Genomic DNA, 17482 nt, shown 5'->3' on the forward strand with positions numbered 1-17482 from the left:
CCTCAGTAATCAGACTGCCGACTTAATATATGAACGGCCCGCTGAAAGGCGGGCCGTTTTGTTTTTGGGAACAGCCGTCGATGGCTTCGTCATCCCAGGGCGGAGCGAACGCGAAGCGGAGCGCAGACCCTGGGATCCATGCCGTGACATCCGCCGAAGAATGCGGTGGTGCAGAATCACCGGTTACCAGCCGATGCGAAGAGGCACTCGATTCTGGTTCGCCGGAACACTGCCGCTTAGGTAACGGCATGGATCCCAGGGTCTCCGCGACATCGCTCCGCTCCTGCTCCGCCCTGGGATGACGAATCGCGGATGTTTCAGCCAATCTCTAAGCTTTGCGATTCACCGCGTTTGCTCAGATATGGATGGGCTTGAAGAACGTCGCCAATGCCGCCTCCTTGACCGCCTCCGACATTGTCGGATGGGCGTGACAGGTGCGGGCTAGGTCTTCCGACGAGCCGCCAAATTCCATCAGCACCGCCGCCTCGTGGATCATCTCGCCGGCGCCGAAGCCGACGATGTGGACGCCGAGCACGCGGTCGCTGGCCTTGTCGGCCAGGATTTTCACAAAGCCGTCGGTGTGCAGCATGGCGCGCGCCCGGCCATTGGCGCTGAACGGGAATTTTCCCGCCTTGTAGTCGACGCCGGCCTTCTTCAATTCTTCTTCGGTCTTGCCGACCGAAGCGATTTCCGGCGTGGTGTAGACGACGCTCGGAATCACGTCATAGTTCACATGCCCGGCCTGGCCGGCAATGGTTTCGGCCACCGCCACGCCCTCGTCCTCGGCCTTGTGGGCGAGCATCGGGCCGGCGATGACATCGCCGATGGCGTAGATACCGGGGACGTTGGTCCTGAGATGGCCGTCGGTCTTGACCCAGCCGCGCTCGTCGACGTCGACGCCTGCCTCCTTAAGCCCGAGAGCGTCCGAATAGGCCCGTCGTCCCGTCGCGATCAGCACGGCGTCGGCCTCGATCGTCTCGGCCGCCCCGCCTTTGACTGGCTCGAAGGTGACCGTCGCTCCCTTCTTGGCCTTGGCGACGCCGGTCACCTTGGCGCCCAGCCTGAACTCAAAGCCCTGCTTCGACAGCAGGCGCTGGAACTGCTTGGAGACCTCGCCATCCATGCCGCCCAGGATGGTGTCGAGGAACTCGACCACGGTGACCTTGGCGCCGAGCCGCGCCCATACCGAGCCGAGCTCCAGCCCGATGACACCGCCGCCGACCACCACCAGATGGCCCGGCACCTTGTCCAGCGACAGCGCGCCGGTCGACGAGATGATCACCTTCTCGTCGAAATCGACCTTGACGCCGGGAATGCCGGCGACGTCGGAGCCGGTGGCGATGACGATGTTCTTGGTCTCGATCTCCTCGACCTTGCCGTCATCGGAGGTCACCGACACCTTGCCGGCCGCAACTACCTTGCCGGTGCCACGAAAACTGTCGATCTTGTTCTTCTTGAACAGGAAGGCGACGCCATTGACGTTGGCCGTCACCGTCGCATCCTTGTGTGCCATCATCTTGCCGAGATTGAGCTTGGGCGCGCCGATCTCGACGCCGAGCGCGTCGAAGGAATGGCCGGCCTCGGCAAACATCTCGGACGCATGCAGCAGCGCCTTTGACGGGATGCAGCCGATGTTGAGGCAGGTACCGCCGAAGGTCGGGTTCTTTTCGACCACCGCCGTCTTCAGGCCGAGCTGTGCCGCCTTGATGGCGCAGACATAGCCGCCCGGTCCCGATCCGATGATAACGACGTCATAGGCCATGATACTGTCCCTTTGCTTTAGCGGCCGCCGCCGACTTCCAGATTGGCGCCTGTCGTATAGGAGGCCTCGTCCGACAGCAGCCAGAGAATTGCGGCCGCGACTTCCTCGGCAGTGCCTGCGCGCTGCATCGGCACCACCCGGCCCATTTTCTCGGCGCGATCCGGCTGCCCGCCGGAGGCATGAATTTCCGTGTCGATGATGCCCGGGCTGACCGCGTTGACACGGACGCCTTCCTCGGCCACTTCCCGCGCCAGGCCGACAGTGAAGGCGTTGATCGCGTTCTTGGAGGCTGCGTAGTCGATATATTGACCTGCCCCGCCAAGCCTTGCCGCGATCGAAGACAAATTGACGATGGCGCCGCCCTTGCCGCCATTTCTGGTCGACATGCGCTTCACCGCTTCGCGTGCGCAAAGCATCGGCCCAATCACATTGATCCGCATCATGCGCTCGAGCCGCGCGAACGACATCTCGTCGACCCGTGACAGGCTGTCGACGACACCGGCATTGTTGACCAGCGCATCAAGCCCGCCGAAGCGGTCTTCGACCGCCTCGAACATGGCCAGCACATCCGTCTCGCTGCCGACATCGGCCTTGAGGGCAAAGGCTTCTCCGCCGCCGGCCTCGATGTCGGCGACCACCGTTTCGGCCGCTTTTGCATTCGACGCGTAATTGACCGCAACGCGGCAGCCGGCCTCGGCGGCAAGCCTGCATGTAGCGGCGCCAATGCCGCGGCTGCCGCCGGTCACCAGCAGGATTTTTCCGCTCATTCCTGACATCCTTTCAGGGCAAAGACGTCCCAGGGCACCTTGGAAAAGCCGTTGGCGCCATAGGCCGCCGACATCTGCAACGACGCCCCCAGATCGGGCAGGATCAGCTTCTTCGGCGCATCCTTTCCTTCGCCCGGCAGCAACGCGATATTGCCCTGGTCGTCGGCCGTATAGATGACCCCCTCCCACACAGTGCAGGCGGCGAGCTCGTCGCCGGTGACGTCGCCGGCCGGGCATTTGTACATCAGTGAGCCATGCGGCCGCGCCACGCCCTCCGTCCACATGACGATTCCGTCGAGAACGACGCCCTTGTCGAGCACCATCTTGAAACTGTTGGTGACGGCGGCCGATTCGCCGGTTGGCCTGAAATCGATCTCGGCTGCGTTTTCAGTGTCGCCGTAGACGGCCAGTTCGAGCGGGCAGGCGGCAAGCGCAGCGGAGACCGTCTGCACGCCGAGTGCGGAGATCGTGACAAACAAACCGGACCGGAAACGAGAGGAACCAATCCGGTGGCGCAGATCCATTCTCCGGCTCACTCGGGCCGCCCCTAGAGGTCGAGCACCAGCCGCTCGGGATCCTCCAGGCTTTCCTTGACCCGCACCAGGAACGTCACCGCTTCCTTGCCGTCGACGATGCGGTGATCGTAGGACAGCGCCAGATACATCATCGGCCGGATGACGATCTGGCCGCCGACCACCACCGGCCGCTCCTGGATCTTGTGCATGCCCAAAATGCCCGACTGCGGCGCATTGAGGATCGGCGTCGACATCAGCGACCCGTAAACGCCACCGTTGGAAATCGTAAACGTGCCGCCTTGCATATCCGCAACCGATAGCTTGCCGTCGCGCGCCGCAAGCCCGAGCCTGCCGATGTCCTTCTCGATTTCGGCGATGGACATCTGGTCGGCATTGCGCACGACCGGCACGACAAGGCCTTTTTCGGTACCAACGGCGACGCCGATATGGGCGTAGTTCTTGAAGATGATGTCGGTGCCGTCGATCTCGGCGTTGACGGACGGGATCTCCTTCAGCGCATGGGTGACGGCCTTGGTGAAGAAACCCATGAAGCCGAGCTTCACGCCGTGCTTCTTCTCGAACACGTCCTTGTATTTGCTCCTCAGCGCCATCACCGCGCTCATGTCGACCTCGTTGAAGGTGGTCAGCATCGCGGCGGTCGATTGCGCTTCCTTGAGGCGGCGCGCGATGGTCTGGCGCAGCTTGGTCATGCGCACGCGCTCCTCGCGCGACGCATCGTCGGCCGAGGACGGCGCGCGCGCGGCGACAGGTGCCGACACAGGTGCTGCCTTTGGCATTTCGGCCGGCTGCGACGGCGCGCCCCTGGCGATCAGGTCGAGCACGTCGCCTTTCAGCACCTGGCCGCGCTTGCCCGAGCCCGAGACCTGGTCGACCGCAAGATTGTGCTCGGCCAGCAGCTTTGCCGCCGACGGCGCCGGCGGCATTGTGCGTGTCTCAATCGCGCCGGCGTCGCCGGCGATCTTGGCCGTCTCGGCCGCGGCCTGCTGGACGCTCGAGGCCGCGGTCGGAGCCGAGGCCTGCGACACCGCGTCCGGCTTCGCTGCCGGAGCGGCGGCAGCATTGGCTGCTGCGCCGGCGCCTGCCGAAATCGTGCCGAGCAGCGCCCCGACGCCAACCGTCTCGCCTTCCTTGACGGCGATCTCGCTGAGCGTGCCCGCGGCGGCGGCCGGCACTTCCACCGTCACCTTGTCGGTTTCGAGTTCGACCAGCGGCTCATCGGCGGCGATCGCGTCGCCGACCTTCTTGAACCATTTGCCGATGGTCGCCTCGGTGACGGATTCACCAAGTGTCGGGACGCGGATTTCGGTTGCCATTGTGCCTGTCCGTTTCTTTCGGTTCTATTTTATCCGCCCAGTTCTGTTCTATTCACCAAGCGCGTCGTCGAGCAAGGCGGCAAGCTGGGCGAGATGCTTCGACATCAATCCGGTCGCCGGCGAGGCGGCGGCCGGCCGGCCGGTATAGCGCACCCGCTGGTGCTTGGCGTCGATATGCGCCAGCACCCATTCGAGATACGGATCGATGAACGACCAGGCGCCCATGTTCTTGGGCTCCTCCTGGCACCACACCATCTCGGCATTGCGGAAGCGCGACAGTTCGGTGATCAGCGCCTTGGCCGGGAACGGATAGAGCTGCTCGACGCGCAGCAGGTAGATGTCGTTGATGCCGCGCTTCTCGCGCTCTTCGTAGAGGTCGTAGTAGACCTTGCCCGAACAGAGCACGACACGGCGGATCTTCGAATCCTTGGTGAGCTTGATGGCCTGGCCCGACAGCAGCTGGGCGTCGTCCCACAACAGCCGGTGAAAGGCGCTTTCGCCCGACATTTCCGGCAGCGTCGACACCGCCCGCTTGTGGCGCAGCAGCGACTTCGGCGTCATCAGGATCAGCGGCTTGCGGAAGTCCCGCTTCAATTGCCGGCGCAAGATGTGGAAGTAGTTGGCCGGCGTCGTGACGTTGGCGACCTGCATGTTGTCTTCCGCGCAAAGCTGCAGGAAGCGCTCGAGCCGGGCCGACGAATGCTCCGGCCCCTGGCCTTCATAGCCGTGCGGCAGCAGGCAGACGAGGCCCGACATTCTGAGCCACTTGCGCTCGCCCGACGAGATGAACTGGTCGAACACCACTTGGGCGCCATTGGCGAAGTCGCCGAACTGCGCTTCCCACAGCGTCAGCGCCTTCGGCTCAGCCAGCGAGTAGCCATATTCGAAGCCGAGCACGGCCTCTTCCGACAGCATCGAGTTGATGACCTCGAAGCCGGCCTGCGCCGCCGACAGATTGTTGAGTGGGATGTAGCGGGTCTCATCGCGCTGGTCGTAGAGCACTGAATGGCGCTGCGAGAAGGTACCGCGCTCCGAATCCTGTCCGGACAGCCGGATCGGATTGCCGTCGAGCAGGATGGCGCCGAAGGCCAGCGCCTCGGCCGTCGACCAGTCGATGCCTTCGCCCGACTCGATCGCCTGGCGGCGGTTGTCGAGGAAGCGGATGATCGTCTTGTGTGCCTCGAAATCCTTCGGCACCTCGGTCAGCTTCTTGCCGATCTCCTTCAGCGTCTTGACCGGTACCGCGGTCTTGCCGCGCCGCTGTTCGTCCTGGTTGTCGGCCGAGCGCAGGCCGGACCAGGCGCCGTCCAGCCAGTCCGCCTTGTTCGGCTTATAGTGCTGGCCGACCTCGAATTCCTGCTCGAGATGCGCCCGCCAGTCGGCCTTCATCTTTTCGAGCTCGGCCTGGCTGATGTGGCCTTCGGCGATCAGCCGGTCGGCATAGATCTGCATGGTCGTCTTCTGGTTGCGGATCTTGCGATACATGATCGGCTGGGTGAAGGCCGGCTCGTCGCCCTCGTTATGGCCGAAGCGGCGATAGCAGAACATGTCCACCACCACCGGCTTGTGGAACTTCATGCGGAATTCGATCGCCACCTTGGTGGCATGGACCACAGCTTCCGGATCGTCGCCATTGACGTGGAAGATCGGCGCCTCGATCATCTTGGCCACGTCGGACGGATAGGGCGACGAACGCGAAAAGCGCGGGTTGGTGGTGAAGCCGATCTGGTTGTTGATGATGAAATGCAGCGTGCCGGCGACGCGGTGGCCACGCAGGCCAGACAGGCCGAGGATTTCGGCAATCACGCCCTGGCCGGCAAAGGCCGCATCGCCATGCAGCAGCAGCGGCAGCACCTTGGCGCGCTCTTCCAGCGGCACGATCTCCTCGCGGCTGCGGCCAAACAGATAGTCCTGCTTGGCGCGCGCCTTGCCCATAACCACCGGATCGACGATTTCCAGATGCGATGGGTTGGCGGTCAGCGACAGATGCACCTTGTTGCCGTCGAACTCGCGGTCGGATGAGGCACCGAGATGGTACTTCACGTCGCCCGAGCCTTCGACCTCGTCGGGCGCGGCCGAGCCGCCCTTGAACTCGTGGAAAATGGCGCGGTGCGGCTTGGCCATCACCTGCGACAAAACGTTCAGCCGGCCGCGATGCGCCATGCCGAGCACGATCTCCTTCATGCCGAGCTGGCCGCCGCGCTTGACGATCTGCTCCAGCGCCGGGATCAGCGACTCGCCGCCATCGAGGCCGAAGCGCTTGGTTCCCTTGTACTTGACGTCGATGAACTGCTCGAAGCCTTCGGCCTCGACCAGCTTTTGCAGGATCGCCTTCTTGCCGGTGGCGGTGAAGGAGATCTCCTTGTCGGCGCCCTCGATGCGCGCCTGGATCCAGGCCTTCTCCTCGGGATCGGAGATATGCATGAATTCGACGCCGAGCGTCGAGCAATAGGTCCGGGTCAGGATGTCGAGCATCTGCCGGATGGTGCCGAATTCCAGCCCGAGCACATTGTCGAGGAAGATCGGCCGGTCGTAATCGGCTTCGGTGAAGCCGTAATTCTCCGGCGACAGCTCGTTATAATCCTCGAGCGGCTTGGCAATGCCGAGCGGATCGAGATTGGCATGCAGGTGGCCGCGCATGCGAAAGGCGCGGATCATCATGATGGCGCGGACGGAATCGCGCGTCGCCTGATGCACGTCGGCGTCGGAAAGCGCTGCGCCGTTGCCGGCTGCTCGGTCCTTCACCTTCTTTTCGATGTGCTTTTCGACCAGGCCCCAATTGCCGTCCAGCGCCGAGACAAGCTCGCCATTGGCCTGCATCGGCCAGGAGGGCTTGGCCCATGAGGCGCCCTTGGCATTCTTGCGCACGTCGCCAGCGTCGTCCTTCAGCGCCGCGAAAAAGTCCTGCCATTCGGGATCGACCGACGCGGGATCGTCCTCATAAGCGGCATAAAGCGCGTCGATATAGTCGGCATTGCCGCCATAGAGAAACGAGGTAAGCGAAAACTGGTCGTTGGTTTGATCTTGTCGTGCCATTTTGCCTAGCGGAGTGCTACTCCGTTCTCCCTATCCCTAATGCGCTACCACGCGGCTAAGCCGCCACATGCCAAAAGGGTTCGTATACAGATTGTGTTCCCCGTCTGGCTGCTGCGTCTCCACACTCAAACGATATCGCGGTGCGCCTGCTTCCAGTCCAAACGTCTGACCGGCCAAAAGCTCGGGGCTTTCGTAAAGTTGATACATGTTGAAGCCGCGAAGCAGCTTGACGGCAGACTGAAATTCGTCACCTGAAACGATAGAATCCCAAAGCCCCAAATTACGCATGCCGCAGCTGTAGGTCGTCGTGCCATCCGAGACAGAATCCAGAACCATCAGTCCATAGATCTCAACAAAATCACCGCTTGTGCGTTCAAGCCATTGATCGGCTGAGAATGCCTTGCCGGCCGTTTCGACCTTCACGCCAAGACCGCCGGCCTTGATCAGATGGGCTGCCGCTTTTGCGACGGAAATCGACGTTTCCTTCGTTTGTGGGGATGTGGAAAGCAGGTAGACGACGCTCCTATGCGAGGCGATTTTGTCGATGACATCCTTACCGAGCTCGTTGACGAGGCCAGCGCTAGCGAAGGCTCTCGTCATGTCCTCGTCGCGGTCGCAGAAATCAAACTCGAACGCAGCTTTGCTCGGGCCGTGCATCACGATCATCCCCGCAGCCACATAATCAGCTGAAGGCATCGACGCCTCTGCAACGGCGCGCACAAAGGCCGACCTGCCTTCCCAAGGGCCGGGTATGCATAGGATGATGCGCTTCTCGTCTTCCATGTCCTGCTCATCGACATTCGAAAGCTCGACTGCTCACTTTCTTAACCCTTGATCGCCTCGACCAGCGTCGTACCGAGCCGTGCTGGCGACGGCGATACCTTGATGCCGGCCGATTCCATCGCCGCGATCTTGTCTTCCGCGCCGCCCTTGCCGCCCGAGATGACCGCGCCCGCATGGCCCATGGTGCGGCCCGCCGGCGCCGTGCGCCCGGCGATGAAGCCCGCCATCGGCTTGCTGCGGCCACGCTTTGCCTCATCCTTGAGGAACTGCGCGGCGTCTTCCTCGGCCGAGCCGCCGATCTCACCGATCATGATGATCGACTTGGTCTCATCGTCGGCAAGGAACATCTCCAGCACGTCGATGAACTCCGTGCCTTTGACCGGATCGCCGCCAATGCCGACGGCGGTGGTCTGGCCGAGACCGACATTGGTGGTCTGGAACACCGCCTCATAGGTAAGCGTTCCCGAGCGCGAAACAACGCCGACCGAGCCCTTGCGGAAGATGTTGCCGGGCATGATACCGATCTTGCATTGGTCGGGGGTCAGCACGCCGGGGCAGTTCGGCCCGATCAGCCGCGATTTCGAGCGGTCGAGCCTCGCCTTGACCTTGATCATGTCCATCACCGGTATGCCCTCGGTGATGCAGACGATCAGCGGGATCTCGGCCTGGATCGCTTCCAGGATCGCTTCGGCGGCACCCGCCGGCGGCACGTAGACGACCGAAGCGTTGGCGCCGGTCTTCGCCTTGCCTTCGGCTACGGTGGCGAAGATCGGCAGTGCCTCGCCCTTGGCGCCGGTCCAGATCTCGCCGCCCTTCTTGGGATGGATGCCGCCGACCATTTTCGTGCCGTGATAGGCCAGCGCCTGTTCGGTGTGGAACGTGCCGGTCTTGCCGGTCAGGCCCTGCACCAGCACCTTGGTGTTCTTGTCGACGAGAATGGACATGGTGGTCCTTTTCAAAAACCGTTGATCGGGGAAGGCCGCGCGCTCATCGTCACAACCGCTTCAGCTCGGCGACGGTCAGGTCGCTCTTGGCGTTGCCGGTGTTGAGCGTCGTCGCCGGCTCGAACATCAGCACCACAGGTTCTTCGCTCAGCGAGCGCGGCCGGTGCTCGACGGCGCGCGGCACGACGATGAACTCGCCGCTGGAAAGCTCCACCGTGCCGTCGCGGAAATCGATGGCGATGCGGCCGCGCAGCACCAGGAAGGCCTCGTCTTCATTGTCGTGCGCGTGCCAGTCGAAGACGTCGCCGAACTTGGCGATCTTGACCTGGCTGTCGTTCACGTCGCCGGCAATATGCGGATCGAAGACCTTCTTGATCTTCGTATCCGCCGCCTCGACGAGGTTTATCTTGTGCGGAGGCACAGGCTCATTCCTTTTCCGTCATCGGGCATCGGCAGCGTGCTGTTCATCAATCTCATCCCGCAGGAAACGGTCAGGTGCATGTCCGAGATCATTCTCTTTGCCATACATCCAGGCTCTCATTTTCATCGTAGGTTTGAACGGGCTCTTTCCTGCTCCGACGACGACGTACCACTCGCGCCCAATCTCATCTGACACCTGATAAAGCCAGAAACGTCGATAATTATCGGTCTCCTCAGCGACTACGCCCCGCACTTTGTAGTGCATCGGTTTTTCGTCCAGCTTCCAATGATAGTGGCACTCCCAAAGGTATTGTTCGATTTCCTCGACCGAATAGGGGCTGCGGTCGGGCAGCTGGTCCAAGCTCTGAACCTCTTCTTCCCAGTGAATGGGGAAGCTACCCAACGCAACGCTCCTAGTTTCTCAGTGTTTCACCGCCGCCACGATCTTCTTGGCCGCATCGTCGAGATCATCGGCCGACACTACGTTCAGCCCGCTGTCGTTGATGATCTTCTTGCCGAGCTCGGCATTGGTTCCTTCCAGCCGCACAACCAGCGGCACTTGCAGGCCGACCTCCTTGACCGCGGCGATGACGCCCTCAGCGATGATGTCGCACTTCATGATGCCGCCGAAGATATTGATCAGAATGCCTTTGACCGCTGGATCCTTGGTGATGATCTTGAACGCCGCCGTCACTTTTTCCTTAGACGCGCCGCCGCCGACATCGAGGAAGTTGGCCGGCTCGGCGCCGTAGAGCTTGATGATGTCCATCGTCGCCATGGCAAGGCCGGCGCCGTTGACCATGCAGCCGATATTGCCGTCGAGCGCGACATAGGCGAGGTCGTATTTCGACGCCTCGATCTCCTTCTCGTCCTCTTCGGTGGTGTCGCGCAATTCGAGCACGTCCGGGTGGCGGAACAGCGCATTGTTGTCGAACGACACTTTTGCGTCGAGCACGCGCAGCCGGCCGCTCTTCATGACGATCAGCGGGTTGATCTCGAGCAGGCTCATGTCCTTCTCGACAAATGCCTTGTAGAGGATCGGAAACAGCGTGCCACCATCTTTGGCGGCGTCGCCGTCGAGCCTCAGTGCGGCGTTGAGCGTGTTCACATCGTCGGCCGTCACGCCCTTTTCCGGGTCGATGGCGACGGTGATGATCTTTTCCGGCGTGTCGTGGGCGACCGCCTCGATGTCCATGCCGCCCTCGGTCGAGACGACGAAGGCGACGCGCCCGACCGAGCGGTCGACCAGGATCGACAGATAGAGCTCGCGCTCGATGTCAGCGCCGTCCTCGATGTAGAGCCGGTTGACCTGCTTGCCGGCCGGGCCGGTCTGCTTGGTGACCAGCGTATGGCCGAGCATCTCCTTGGCGTTGGCGACGACCTCGGCCACCGACTTCGCCAGCCTGACGCCGCCCTTCGCATCGGCGCCGAGCTCCGTGAACTTGCCCTTGCCGCGGCCGCCGGCATGGATCTGGCTCTTGACCACATAGAGCGGGCCGGGCAGCGCCTTGGCGGCGGCTTCCGCCTCGCTCGCCTTGAACACCGGCACGCCCTCGGCCACCGGTGCGCCAAAACCTTTCAGCAGCGCCTTGCCCTGATACTCATGGATGTTCATGCGCTATGTCTCCAGCTGTTTGGCGGGCTTGGTTGCCGGCTTATTTGGCCGCGAGATGCGGAGCGATCTTGACGCAGGCGTCGCACAGACCCTGCACCGCGGCGACCGAACTGTCGAACATCTTCTGTTCGCTTTTCGCCAGTTCGATCTCGATGATACGCTCGACGCCGCCGGCGCCGATCACCACGGGAACGCCGACATAGGTGTTCTTGACGCCATATTGGCCGGAAAGAAAGGCAGCACAGGGCAGCACCCGCTTCTTGTCCTTGAGATAGGCTTCGGCCATGGCGATGGCCGAGGCGGCGGGCGCGTAGAAGGCCGAACCGGTCTTGAGCAGGCCGACGATCTCGGCGCCGCCGTCGCGGGTGCGCTGCACGATCTGGTCGAGCCGCTCCTTCGAGGTCCAGCCCATCTTGATGAGGTCGGGCAGCGGGATGCCGGCAACGGTGGAATAGCGGATCATCGGCACCATGGAATCGCCGTGGCCACCGAGCACGAAGGCGGTGACATCCTCGACCGAGACCTTGAATTCCTCGGCCAGGAAATAACGGAAGCGCGAACTGTCGAGCACGCCGGCCATGCCGACGACATGGCTCTTCGGCAGGCCGGAAAACTTCTGCAGCGCCCAGACCATGGCGTCGAGCGGATTGGTGATGCAGATGACGAAGGCCTTCGGCGCGTATTTCTTGAGGCCGGCGCCGACCTGCTCCATCACCTTCAGATTGATGCCCAGAAGATCGTCGCGGCTCATGCCGGGCTTGCGCGGCACGCCGGCGGTGACGATGCAGACGTCGGCGCCCTCGATGCCGGCATAGTCGTTGACGCCGGTCAGCCTGGAGTCGAACCCATCGACCGGCGACGACTGCGCGATGTCCAGCCCCTTGCCTTGCGGGATGCCTTCGGCGATATCGAACAGCACGACGTCGCCGAGATCCTTGAGGCCGACCATGTGGGCGAGGGTGCCGCCGATCATGCCCGAGCCGATGAGCGCTATCTTGTTGCGTGCCATGTCAGGATGTTTTCCCTTTGACTATGACGGCGCCCAAATCCTTGGCGATTTGATGACGGCGTCGGAGGAAGAGGCCGGAATGCTGCGGAACCGCGAAATTCGCCGCACGCAATAGCCCCGGCCGTGCAAAAATTCAAACGATTATTTTGGAGTGAGTAATTTCAATCGGTTAGAAACAATGGGACTTACGTAAACGTAAAAGTTCTGAAGCCGGCTAGAGGAATTCTACACAATGGCATCTGAAATCAGAAGGCTATTTCCGGGCGATGACGCCCTTGTGATGTGGGTTGCCGACGAGGTTTTCGATGAGCCGGTCAGGCCGGATCGACTCTCTGCCTATCTCGCGGCGCCCGGCCATTTCATGATCGTGGCCCTCGCCGACGGCGTCGTTATCGGCCAATGCGCCGCGATCGTCCACCGGCACCCGGACAAGGTGAGCGAACTCTACATAGACGAGGTCGGCGTGGCGCCGGCCTTTCAACGCCAGGGCATTGCGACGAGGATGCTCGACGCCATGTTCGCACTCGGTCGCGAGCATGGTTGTGAGGAGGCCTGGGTCGGCACCGAGCCGGACAATGTTGCTGCTCGCGCACTTTACGAGTCGCGAAAGGTGCCGCATGGGCCGGCGGAGGATTTTGTGATGTATGTTTATCGATTATAGACGCGGCGGGCCGGACCCTTTTAACGATGGCTGGACAGGTGTGAAGGAGCGCTGCAGATCAGCCTGCTGGGCATCGGGCTCCTAGCCCTAAGCCTGCCGCGCCTCTGTCGATGATCCCCGCGCCTTCTGCCTTTCCACCCAATCCTCCAGCCAGTCGTGGCTCTGCATCTCGATCAGCCGCGATGCGGTGCGCTCGAACTCGAAGACCTCGTTGCCGCGCTTGGCCGTATAGAGCTGCGGCGGCGGTGCTGCGGCGCTCATCACCAGCCGCACATGATGATCGTAGAGCGTATCGACCAGCAGGATGAAGCGCTTGGCTTCGTTGCGCTTGCCTTCGCCGAGCACCGGCACATGGTCGATGAAGATGGTCGAGAAACGGCCGGCGATGGCAAGATAGTCACGGGCGCCGAGCGGCCTCTCGCAGAGATCAGCGAAGGAAAACCGCGCCGCCTCGCCGGCAGCACGCGGCACTACGACATGCCGGCCCTTCACCATCAGCATCGTCTCGGCCGTCGGCCTGCCATGCGTCATCACCGCCCAGGCGTCGTCGAGCGCATGGTCGGCGGCGGCATCGGCCGGGGTGACGTAGACCGGCATGCGGCTGAGCTTGTCGAGGCGGTAATCCTTGTCGGCGTCCAGCGCCAGCACCTGCGCGTGGCGCTCCAAGATAGCAACAAACGGCAAGAACAACTGACGGTTCAGGCCGTCACGGTAGAGCTCCTGCGGCGCGACATTGGAAGTGGCGACCAGCACCACGCCATTGGCAAACAACGCCGAAAACAACCTGGACAGGATCATCGCATCGGCGATGTCGGTGACCGAAAACTCGTCGAAGCACAGCACCCAGGCTTCCTCGGCCAGCGCGCGCGCCACCGGTGGGATCGGATCGTCCTCCTTGGCCGTGCCGTTCTTGCGAGCCTGCCGGTGCTTCTGGATGCGATCCTGCACGTCGGCCATGAAATCGTTGAAATGCACGCGGCGCTTGCGCCGCACCGGCAGCAGCTCGAAGAACATATCCATCAGCATGGTTTTGCCGCGGCCGACGCCGCCATGGATGTAGAGGCCCTTGACTGCCTCGTGCACTTCGCGCTTGCGGGCGAACAGCCACCCAAGTGCGCTTGATTTATGCGCCAGCCGCTTTGCCGATATTTCGTCGATCATCCGGTCGAGCGCAGCGGCGATCCGCTCCTGCGCCGGGTCGCGCCCGATGGCGCCCGTCTCGACCAGATGGTCGTAGCGCTGCTTGACGGTCGCATGGGTCTGGAGGCCGTCACGCAGATGCATCGGTCACGTCGTTCCGGAGCAATTCCAAGAAAAGTGTGTAGCGGTTTTCTGTCCGGAATTGCGTAAAAAACAAAAGAGGGCAATTCCAGGAAAGTGTATAACGGTTTTCCGTCCGGAATTTGCGTAACAATAGGGGCGGTTCGATTACCTTGTTAGCGAGATCGGCAGGCCGTTGGAAGTCTGGCCGTCGAATTTCTCGCCGCCCGAGGAATACAGCCGTGCCAGCGTGCCGCCGTTCTCGTCAAAGAGCGTCAGCTGTTTGCCGGCGACGTTCCAGGATTTGATGCCGTCGAGCGGCGCCGGGCAATGCAGCGGTCCGGCGCGATAGCCCGAGCCGAATTTGGTCTGCGGCGTCGCCACCTGACAGCTCTGGCCGGACACGCTTGCCTTCCACACGCCGGCGACGCTGGAGGCGGTCAGGTCGGCCGCGCCGGCCGGCGCCGTCCCGTCGGGCGGCAACGAGGCGACCTGGGTGTTCTGCGGCGCGGTTGGAAATTTCGACGGATCGGCCGGGCCGGGTGTCGCCGGGGGCGGCAGCTGGTTTGCAGTCACCTTGCCGGCGGGCGCAGCTTCCAGCGGCGCCGGCTGCTGCTCGTCCATTGATGAGAACCGCGAGGTTGAACAGCCGCTCGCAACGAGCGCGGCCAGCGATACGGCCAGCAGGCCGGTTTTCGAAAATCTCATTCTTCAACCTCCGTCGGATCCGGCTGGGGGGTGCCGTCCGCGCAATGTCCCTCTCACCAAGATGGAGAAGGTGGCGAAATTTCAACCCGATATGGTTAAAATACGGTTTGCGCCGCTAATGTTGCAAATTTATCGCAAAATGCACATTGCCTGGCTGATACCTCCGGGTCGGTGCGATACGGCGCGCCGGCTCCAAATCCTTGACGTTCACCTCAAATGCTTGCGCCAGCTGGCTCCGGCATTATCTCTTGGCGATCAGCAAACTGCAGGGAGCCGATTTCTTGGCCGCGAGAAAGAGAGCCGCCAACCGCTATTACAGCGGCCCGCCCAGCGATCATTTCGACGGCACCTTGTTCTTCAATCCCGACGGCCGGCCGCCGGGTCGCTTTGCCGATCTGTTGAAATGGCAATTGAGCGGCGAGCGCTCGAAATGGCCGGCGGCGAATCCGAGTCCGTTTCCACCGGCAAGACCGGTCGAGCGGATCGATGGTGCAGCGCTCCGCCTCACCATGGTCGGCCATTCCTCGCTGCTCGTCCAGACAGCCGGCCTGAACATCCTTACCGATCCGGTCTGGTCGCGGCGTGTCTCGCCAATCTCGTTCGCCGGGCCGAAACGCGTCAATCCGCCGGGCATCGCCTTTTCCCATCTGCCGCCGATCGACCTCGTGCTGGTCAGCCACAACCATTACGACCATCTCGACCTCGCCACGCTGAAGCGCCTGAAGGCAACGCACGACCCGCTACTGCTGACGCCGCTCGGCAACGACGCCATCATCGGCGCTGCCGTTCCCGGTATGCGGCTTTCCGCGCATGACTGGGGCGATCGGGTCGATATCGGCGATGACGTCGCCGTGCATGTCGAGCCGGTGCACCACTGGTCGGCCCGCGGTACTCGCGACCGGCGCATGGCGCTGTGGGCGGGTTTCGTCGTCGAAACGCCAAGTGCAAAGATCTATTTTGCCGGCGATACCGGCTTCCACGGCGGTATCAACTACCGGCTGATGGCTGAAAAGCATGGCGGCTTCCGCCTCGCCATCCTGCCGATCGGCGCCTACGAGCCGCGCTGGTTCATGGCGCCGCATCACCAGGATCCGGAGGAGGCGGTGCAAGGCATGCTTTTGTGCAACGCTGGCTATGCCGCCGGCTGCCACTGGGGCACATTCCGGCTCACCAACGAGCCGATCGACGAGCCGGCCAGAAAGCTCGGCGAAGCGCTTGGAGCCGCCGGTCTGCCGCGGGATCGTTTCCGTGCCTTGCAGCCGGGCGAAGTCTGGGACGTGCCAGAGGTTTAGCGCGGCGGCTGGCCTGACGGCGAAGGCGGCTGCAAAGCTTCCATATGCCTGGCTATATGGGCGGCGTCGCGGCCCACATATGAAAGAAGGCCGGAGCCGAAGGTATGCATCCAATGAAGGCCAAGAAAGTACAGGCCGGGAAAGGCTGTCACGCCACGCTGTTGAATAGGTGCGTTGCGCGAATCGAAAATTGGTAAATCGATCCAGTTATAGTCGAAGCGATATCCCGTTCCCCAGATGACCGAGCCGACGTTCTCGCCGGAGATATCCACTGACCGGGCGCCGCCGACTTCCGCCAGGATTGGCGTTGCTGAGCGTTCATTGCCATCGCTGATGTGGTCCGCGACTTCAGGTTTCTCTGCCAGCGCCTCTGCCGCGGAGACAAAATCGTCATAGGACCTATCGGCTTCAGCCAATATCTGCGAGGCATCCCCGGCCACCAACAGTTTTCCATCGGCGCATCCGAGCACACGTCCCAGCACCACTCCACCATCGCGTGCAAAACGGCGGACGTTCATATCGTAACCGCCGTTGACACCGGTTACGACGGTCGAGGGGGGATACCGCCGCTCCGGGAAACTATCGATAGTGATCTCGAAACGTCCCATTTTGTCGAACCACCACAAAACATCCTGGCCGCGATAGCGCCGCGGCACCCGACGATGCGGACTGACCGAAAGATAGACATCGCGCCCGGATTGCTGGAGTTCATCCGCAATCTGGCTGCCGGATGCACCACTGCCCACCACCAGCACCACTCCGGGGGGAAGCTCGTCGGGGTTGCGGTACCTCGAAGCGTAAACCTGGTAAACGGATCGAGGCAAATCCTTGGCCGCCGCCGGTACCATCGAACGCTGGAAAGGGCCCGTCGCCACAACGACATTGCGGGCCGTCATGCTGCCGGCGTTTGTCTCCAACGCATAATCGCCGGTATCCCTGTGTCGGAGCTTCGTGACCTCCACACCCTCGCGAACCGGAGCTGCAATTTTTGCCGCATAGTGCTCGATGAACCGCGTGATGGCGGTGTGGTGGGCGAATCCTTCCGGTTCAGGGTCCTGATAAGAAACCCCAGGAAGCTCTATTGCCTGGTTGATGAATTGAAACCGAAGCGAATCCCAACGCTCAGTCCGCCAGCGTCCGGCAATACGCGCGCGTTCCAACACGACATGCTCACGTTCATGTTGGTGAAGATAGTAACTCATGGCGAGCCCCGCCTGGCCGCCACCAATAATGATCGTGTCCCAACGCTCAGTCATTGGAAAACTCTATCGCCGGCCCGCCAAACACGTCGTCAGCTTACGGTCTCGGTGCGGTGAAGATCATGGGTAAGACGAAAAAACGGATCCAAGATTGCTTAGCAGCGAAATATCCATTCC

The 17482-nt window shown here is 62.3% G+C and carries 16 protein-coding genes; 2 read left to right on the top strand and 14 right to left on the bottom strand.

All coding sequences use genetic code 11. The annotated features are described in order from the left end of the window. Positions 1-355: 355 nt before the first annotated feature. Genes lpdA through mdh form a run of 11 tightly spaced genes read right to left on the bottom strand, consistent with a single transcriptional unit; the run spans position 356 to position 12185 of the window. Positions 356-1762, bottom strand: a complete 1407-nt coding sequence (gene lpdA / locus NKI01_RS04525; protein ID WP_352910344.1) for a dihydrolipoyl dehydrogenase — start codon at positions 1760-1762, stop codon at positions 356-358. A 17-nt stretch (positions 1763-1779) separates the two neighbouring features. After that, positions 1780-2529 (bottom strand): SDR family oxidoreductase, encoded by a 750-nt coding sequence (locus NKI01_RS04530; RefSeq protein WP_502899419.1) that lies wholly within the window; start codon positions 2527-2529, stop codon positions 1780-1782. Then, positions 2526-3053 (bottom strand): hypothetical protein, encoded by a 528-nt coding sequence (locus NKI01_RS04535; RefSeq protein WP_352481048.1) that lies wholly within the window; start codon positions 3051-3053, stop codon positions 2526-2528. The genes NKI01_RS04530 and NKI01_RS04535 overlap by 4 nt, the downstream gene beginning before the upstream one ends. A 23-nt stretch (positions 3054-3076) precedes the next feature. Continuing rightward, positions 3077-4378, bottom strand: coding sequence for a 2-oxoglutarate dehydrogenase complex dihydrolipoyllysine-residue succinyltransferase (odhB, locus tag NKI01_RS04540; protein ID WP_352481049.1), 1302 nt, complete (start codon positions 4376-4378; stop codon positions 3077-3079). Positions 4379-4426: 48 nt separating this feature from the next. Next, entirely contained in the window at positions 4427-7414 is a 2988-nt protein-coding gene (locus tag NKI01_RS04545) for a 2-oxoglutarate dehydrogenase E1 component (RefSeq protein WP_352588022.1), read from the bottom strand. 36 nt (positions 7415-7450) lie between these two features. Continuing rightward, positions 7451-8197 (bottom strand): hypothetical protein, encoded by a 747-nt coding sequence (locus tag NKI01_RS04550; protein WP_023723112.1) that lies wholly within the window; start codon positions 8195-8197, stop codon positions 7451-7453. A gap of 41 nt (positions 8198-8238) precedes the next feature. After that, entirely contained in the window at positions 8239-9141 is a 903-nt protein-coding gene (gene sucD, locus NKI01_RS04555) for a succinate--CoA ligase subunit alpha (protein ID WP_023723111.1), read from the bottom strand. 49 nt (positions 9142-9190) lie between these two features. Continuing rightward, entirely contained in the window at positions 9191-9562 is a 372-nt protein-coding gene (locus NKI01_RS04560) for a cupin domain-containing protein (RefSeq protein WP_023723110.1), read from the bottom strand. An 18-nt stretch (positions 9563-9580) separates the two neighbouring features. Next, positions 9581-9964: a hypothetical protein gene (locus NKI01_RS04565; RefSeq protein WP_023723109.1), complete on the bottom strand. Its 384-nt coding sequence runs from the start codon at positions 9962-9964 to the stop codon at positions 9581-9583. A gap of 18 nt (positions 9965-9982) precedes the next feature. Further along, on the bottom strand, positions 9983-11176 hold the full coding sequence (sucC, locus tag NKI01_RS04570; protein WP_023723108.1) for an ADP-forming succinate--CoA ligase subunit beta: 1194 nt from the start codon (positions 11174-11176) through the stop codon (positions 9983-9985). Between the two features lie 40 nt (positions 11177-11216). Next, positions 11217-12185 carry a malate dehydrogenase gene (gene mdh / locus NKI01_RS04575; protein WP_023723107.1) on the bottom strand — a complete coding sequence of 323 codons (969 nt, stop codon included), beginning with the start codon at positions 12183-12185 and terminating at the stop codon, positions 11217-11219. A gap of 232 nt (positions 12186-12417) precedes the next feature. Here mdh and NKI01_RS04580 point away from each other — a divergent pair, with 232 nt between their 5' ends. Continuing rightward, positions 12418-12846 (top strand): GNAT family N-acetyltransferase, encoded by a 429-nt coding sequence (locus tag NKI01_RS04580; RefSeq protein WP_352845364.1) that lies wholly within the window; start codon positions 12418-12420, stop codon positions 12844-12846. Positions 12847-12933: 87 nt separating this feature from the next. Here NKI01_RS04580 and zapE read toward each other — a convergent pair whose 3' ends face one another. Both zapE and NKI01_RS04590 read right to left on the bottom strand, forming a co-directional pair. Further along, positions 12934-14130 carry a cell division protein ZapE gene (gene zapE / locus NKI01_RS04585; RefSeq protein ID WP_352962032.1) on the bottom strand — a complete coding sequence of 399 codons (1197 nt, stop codon included), beginning with the start codon at positions 14128-14130 and terminating at the stop codon, positions 12934-12936. Between the two features lie 144 nt (positions 14131-14274). Continuing rightward, the gene (locus tag NKI01_RS04590; protein WP_023723103.1) at positions 14275-14814 is read right to left on the bottom strand and encodes a protease inhibitor Inh/omp19 family protein; all 540 of its coding nucleotides are present in this window, start codon (positions 14812-14814) and stop codon (positions 14275-14277) included. Between the two features lie 281 nt (positions 14815-15095). Between NKI01_RS04590 and NKI01_RS04595 the strand changes: the two genes are divergently transcribed. Further along, positions 15096-16106, top strand: coding sequence for an MBL fold metallo-hydrolase (locus tag NKI01_RS04595; RefSeq protein ID WP_352588018.1), 1011 nt, complete (start codon positions 15096-15098; stop codon positions 16104-16106). Here NKI01_RS04595 and NKI01_RS04600 read toward each other — a convergent pair. Then, positions 16103-17362: a flavin-containing monooxygenase gene (locus tag NKI01_RS04600; RefSeq protein WP_352962036.1), complete on the bottom strand. Its 1260-nt coding sequence runs from the start codon at positions 17360-17362 to the stop codon at positions 16103-16105. The two genes, NKI01_RS04595 and NKI01_RS04600, sit on opposite strands and share 4 nt — an antisense overlap. Positions 17363-17482: the final 120 nt, after the last annotated feature.

Origin of the sequence: Mesorhizobium sp. M0815 (assembly GCF_040319995.1) — a bacterium.
Lineage (GTDB): Bacteria > Pseudomonadota > Alphaproteobacteria > Rhizobiales > Rhizobiaceae > Mesorhizobium.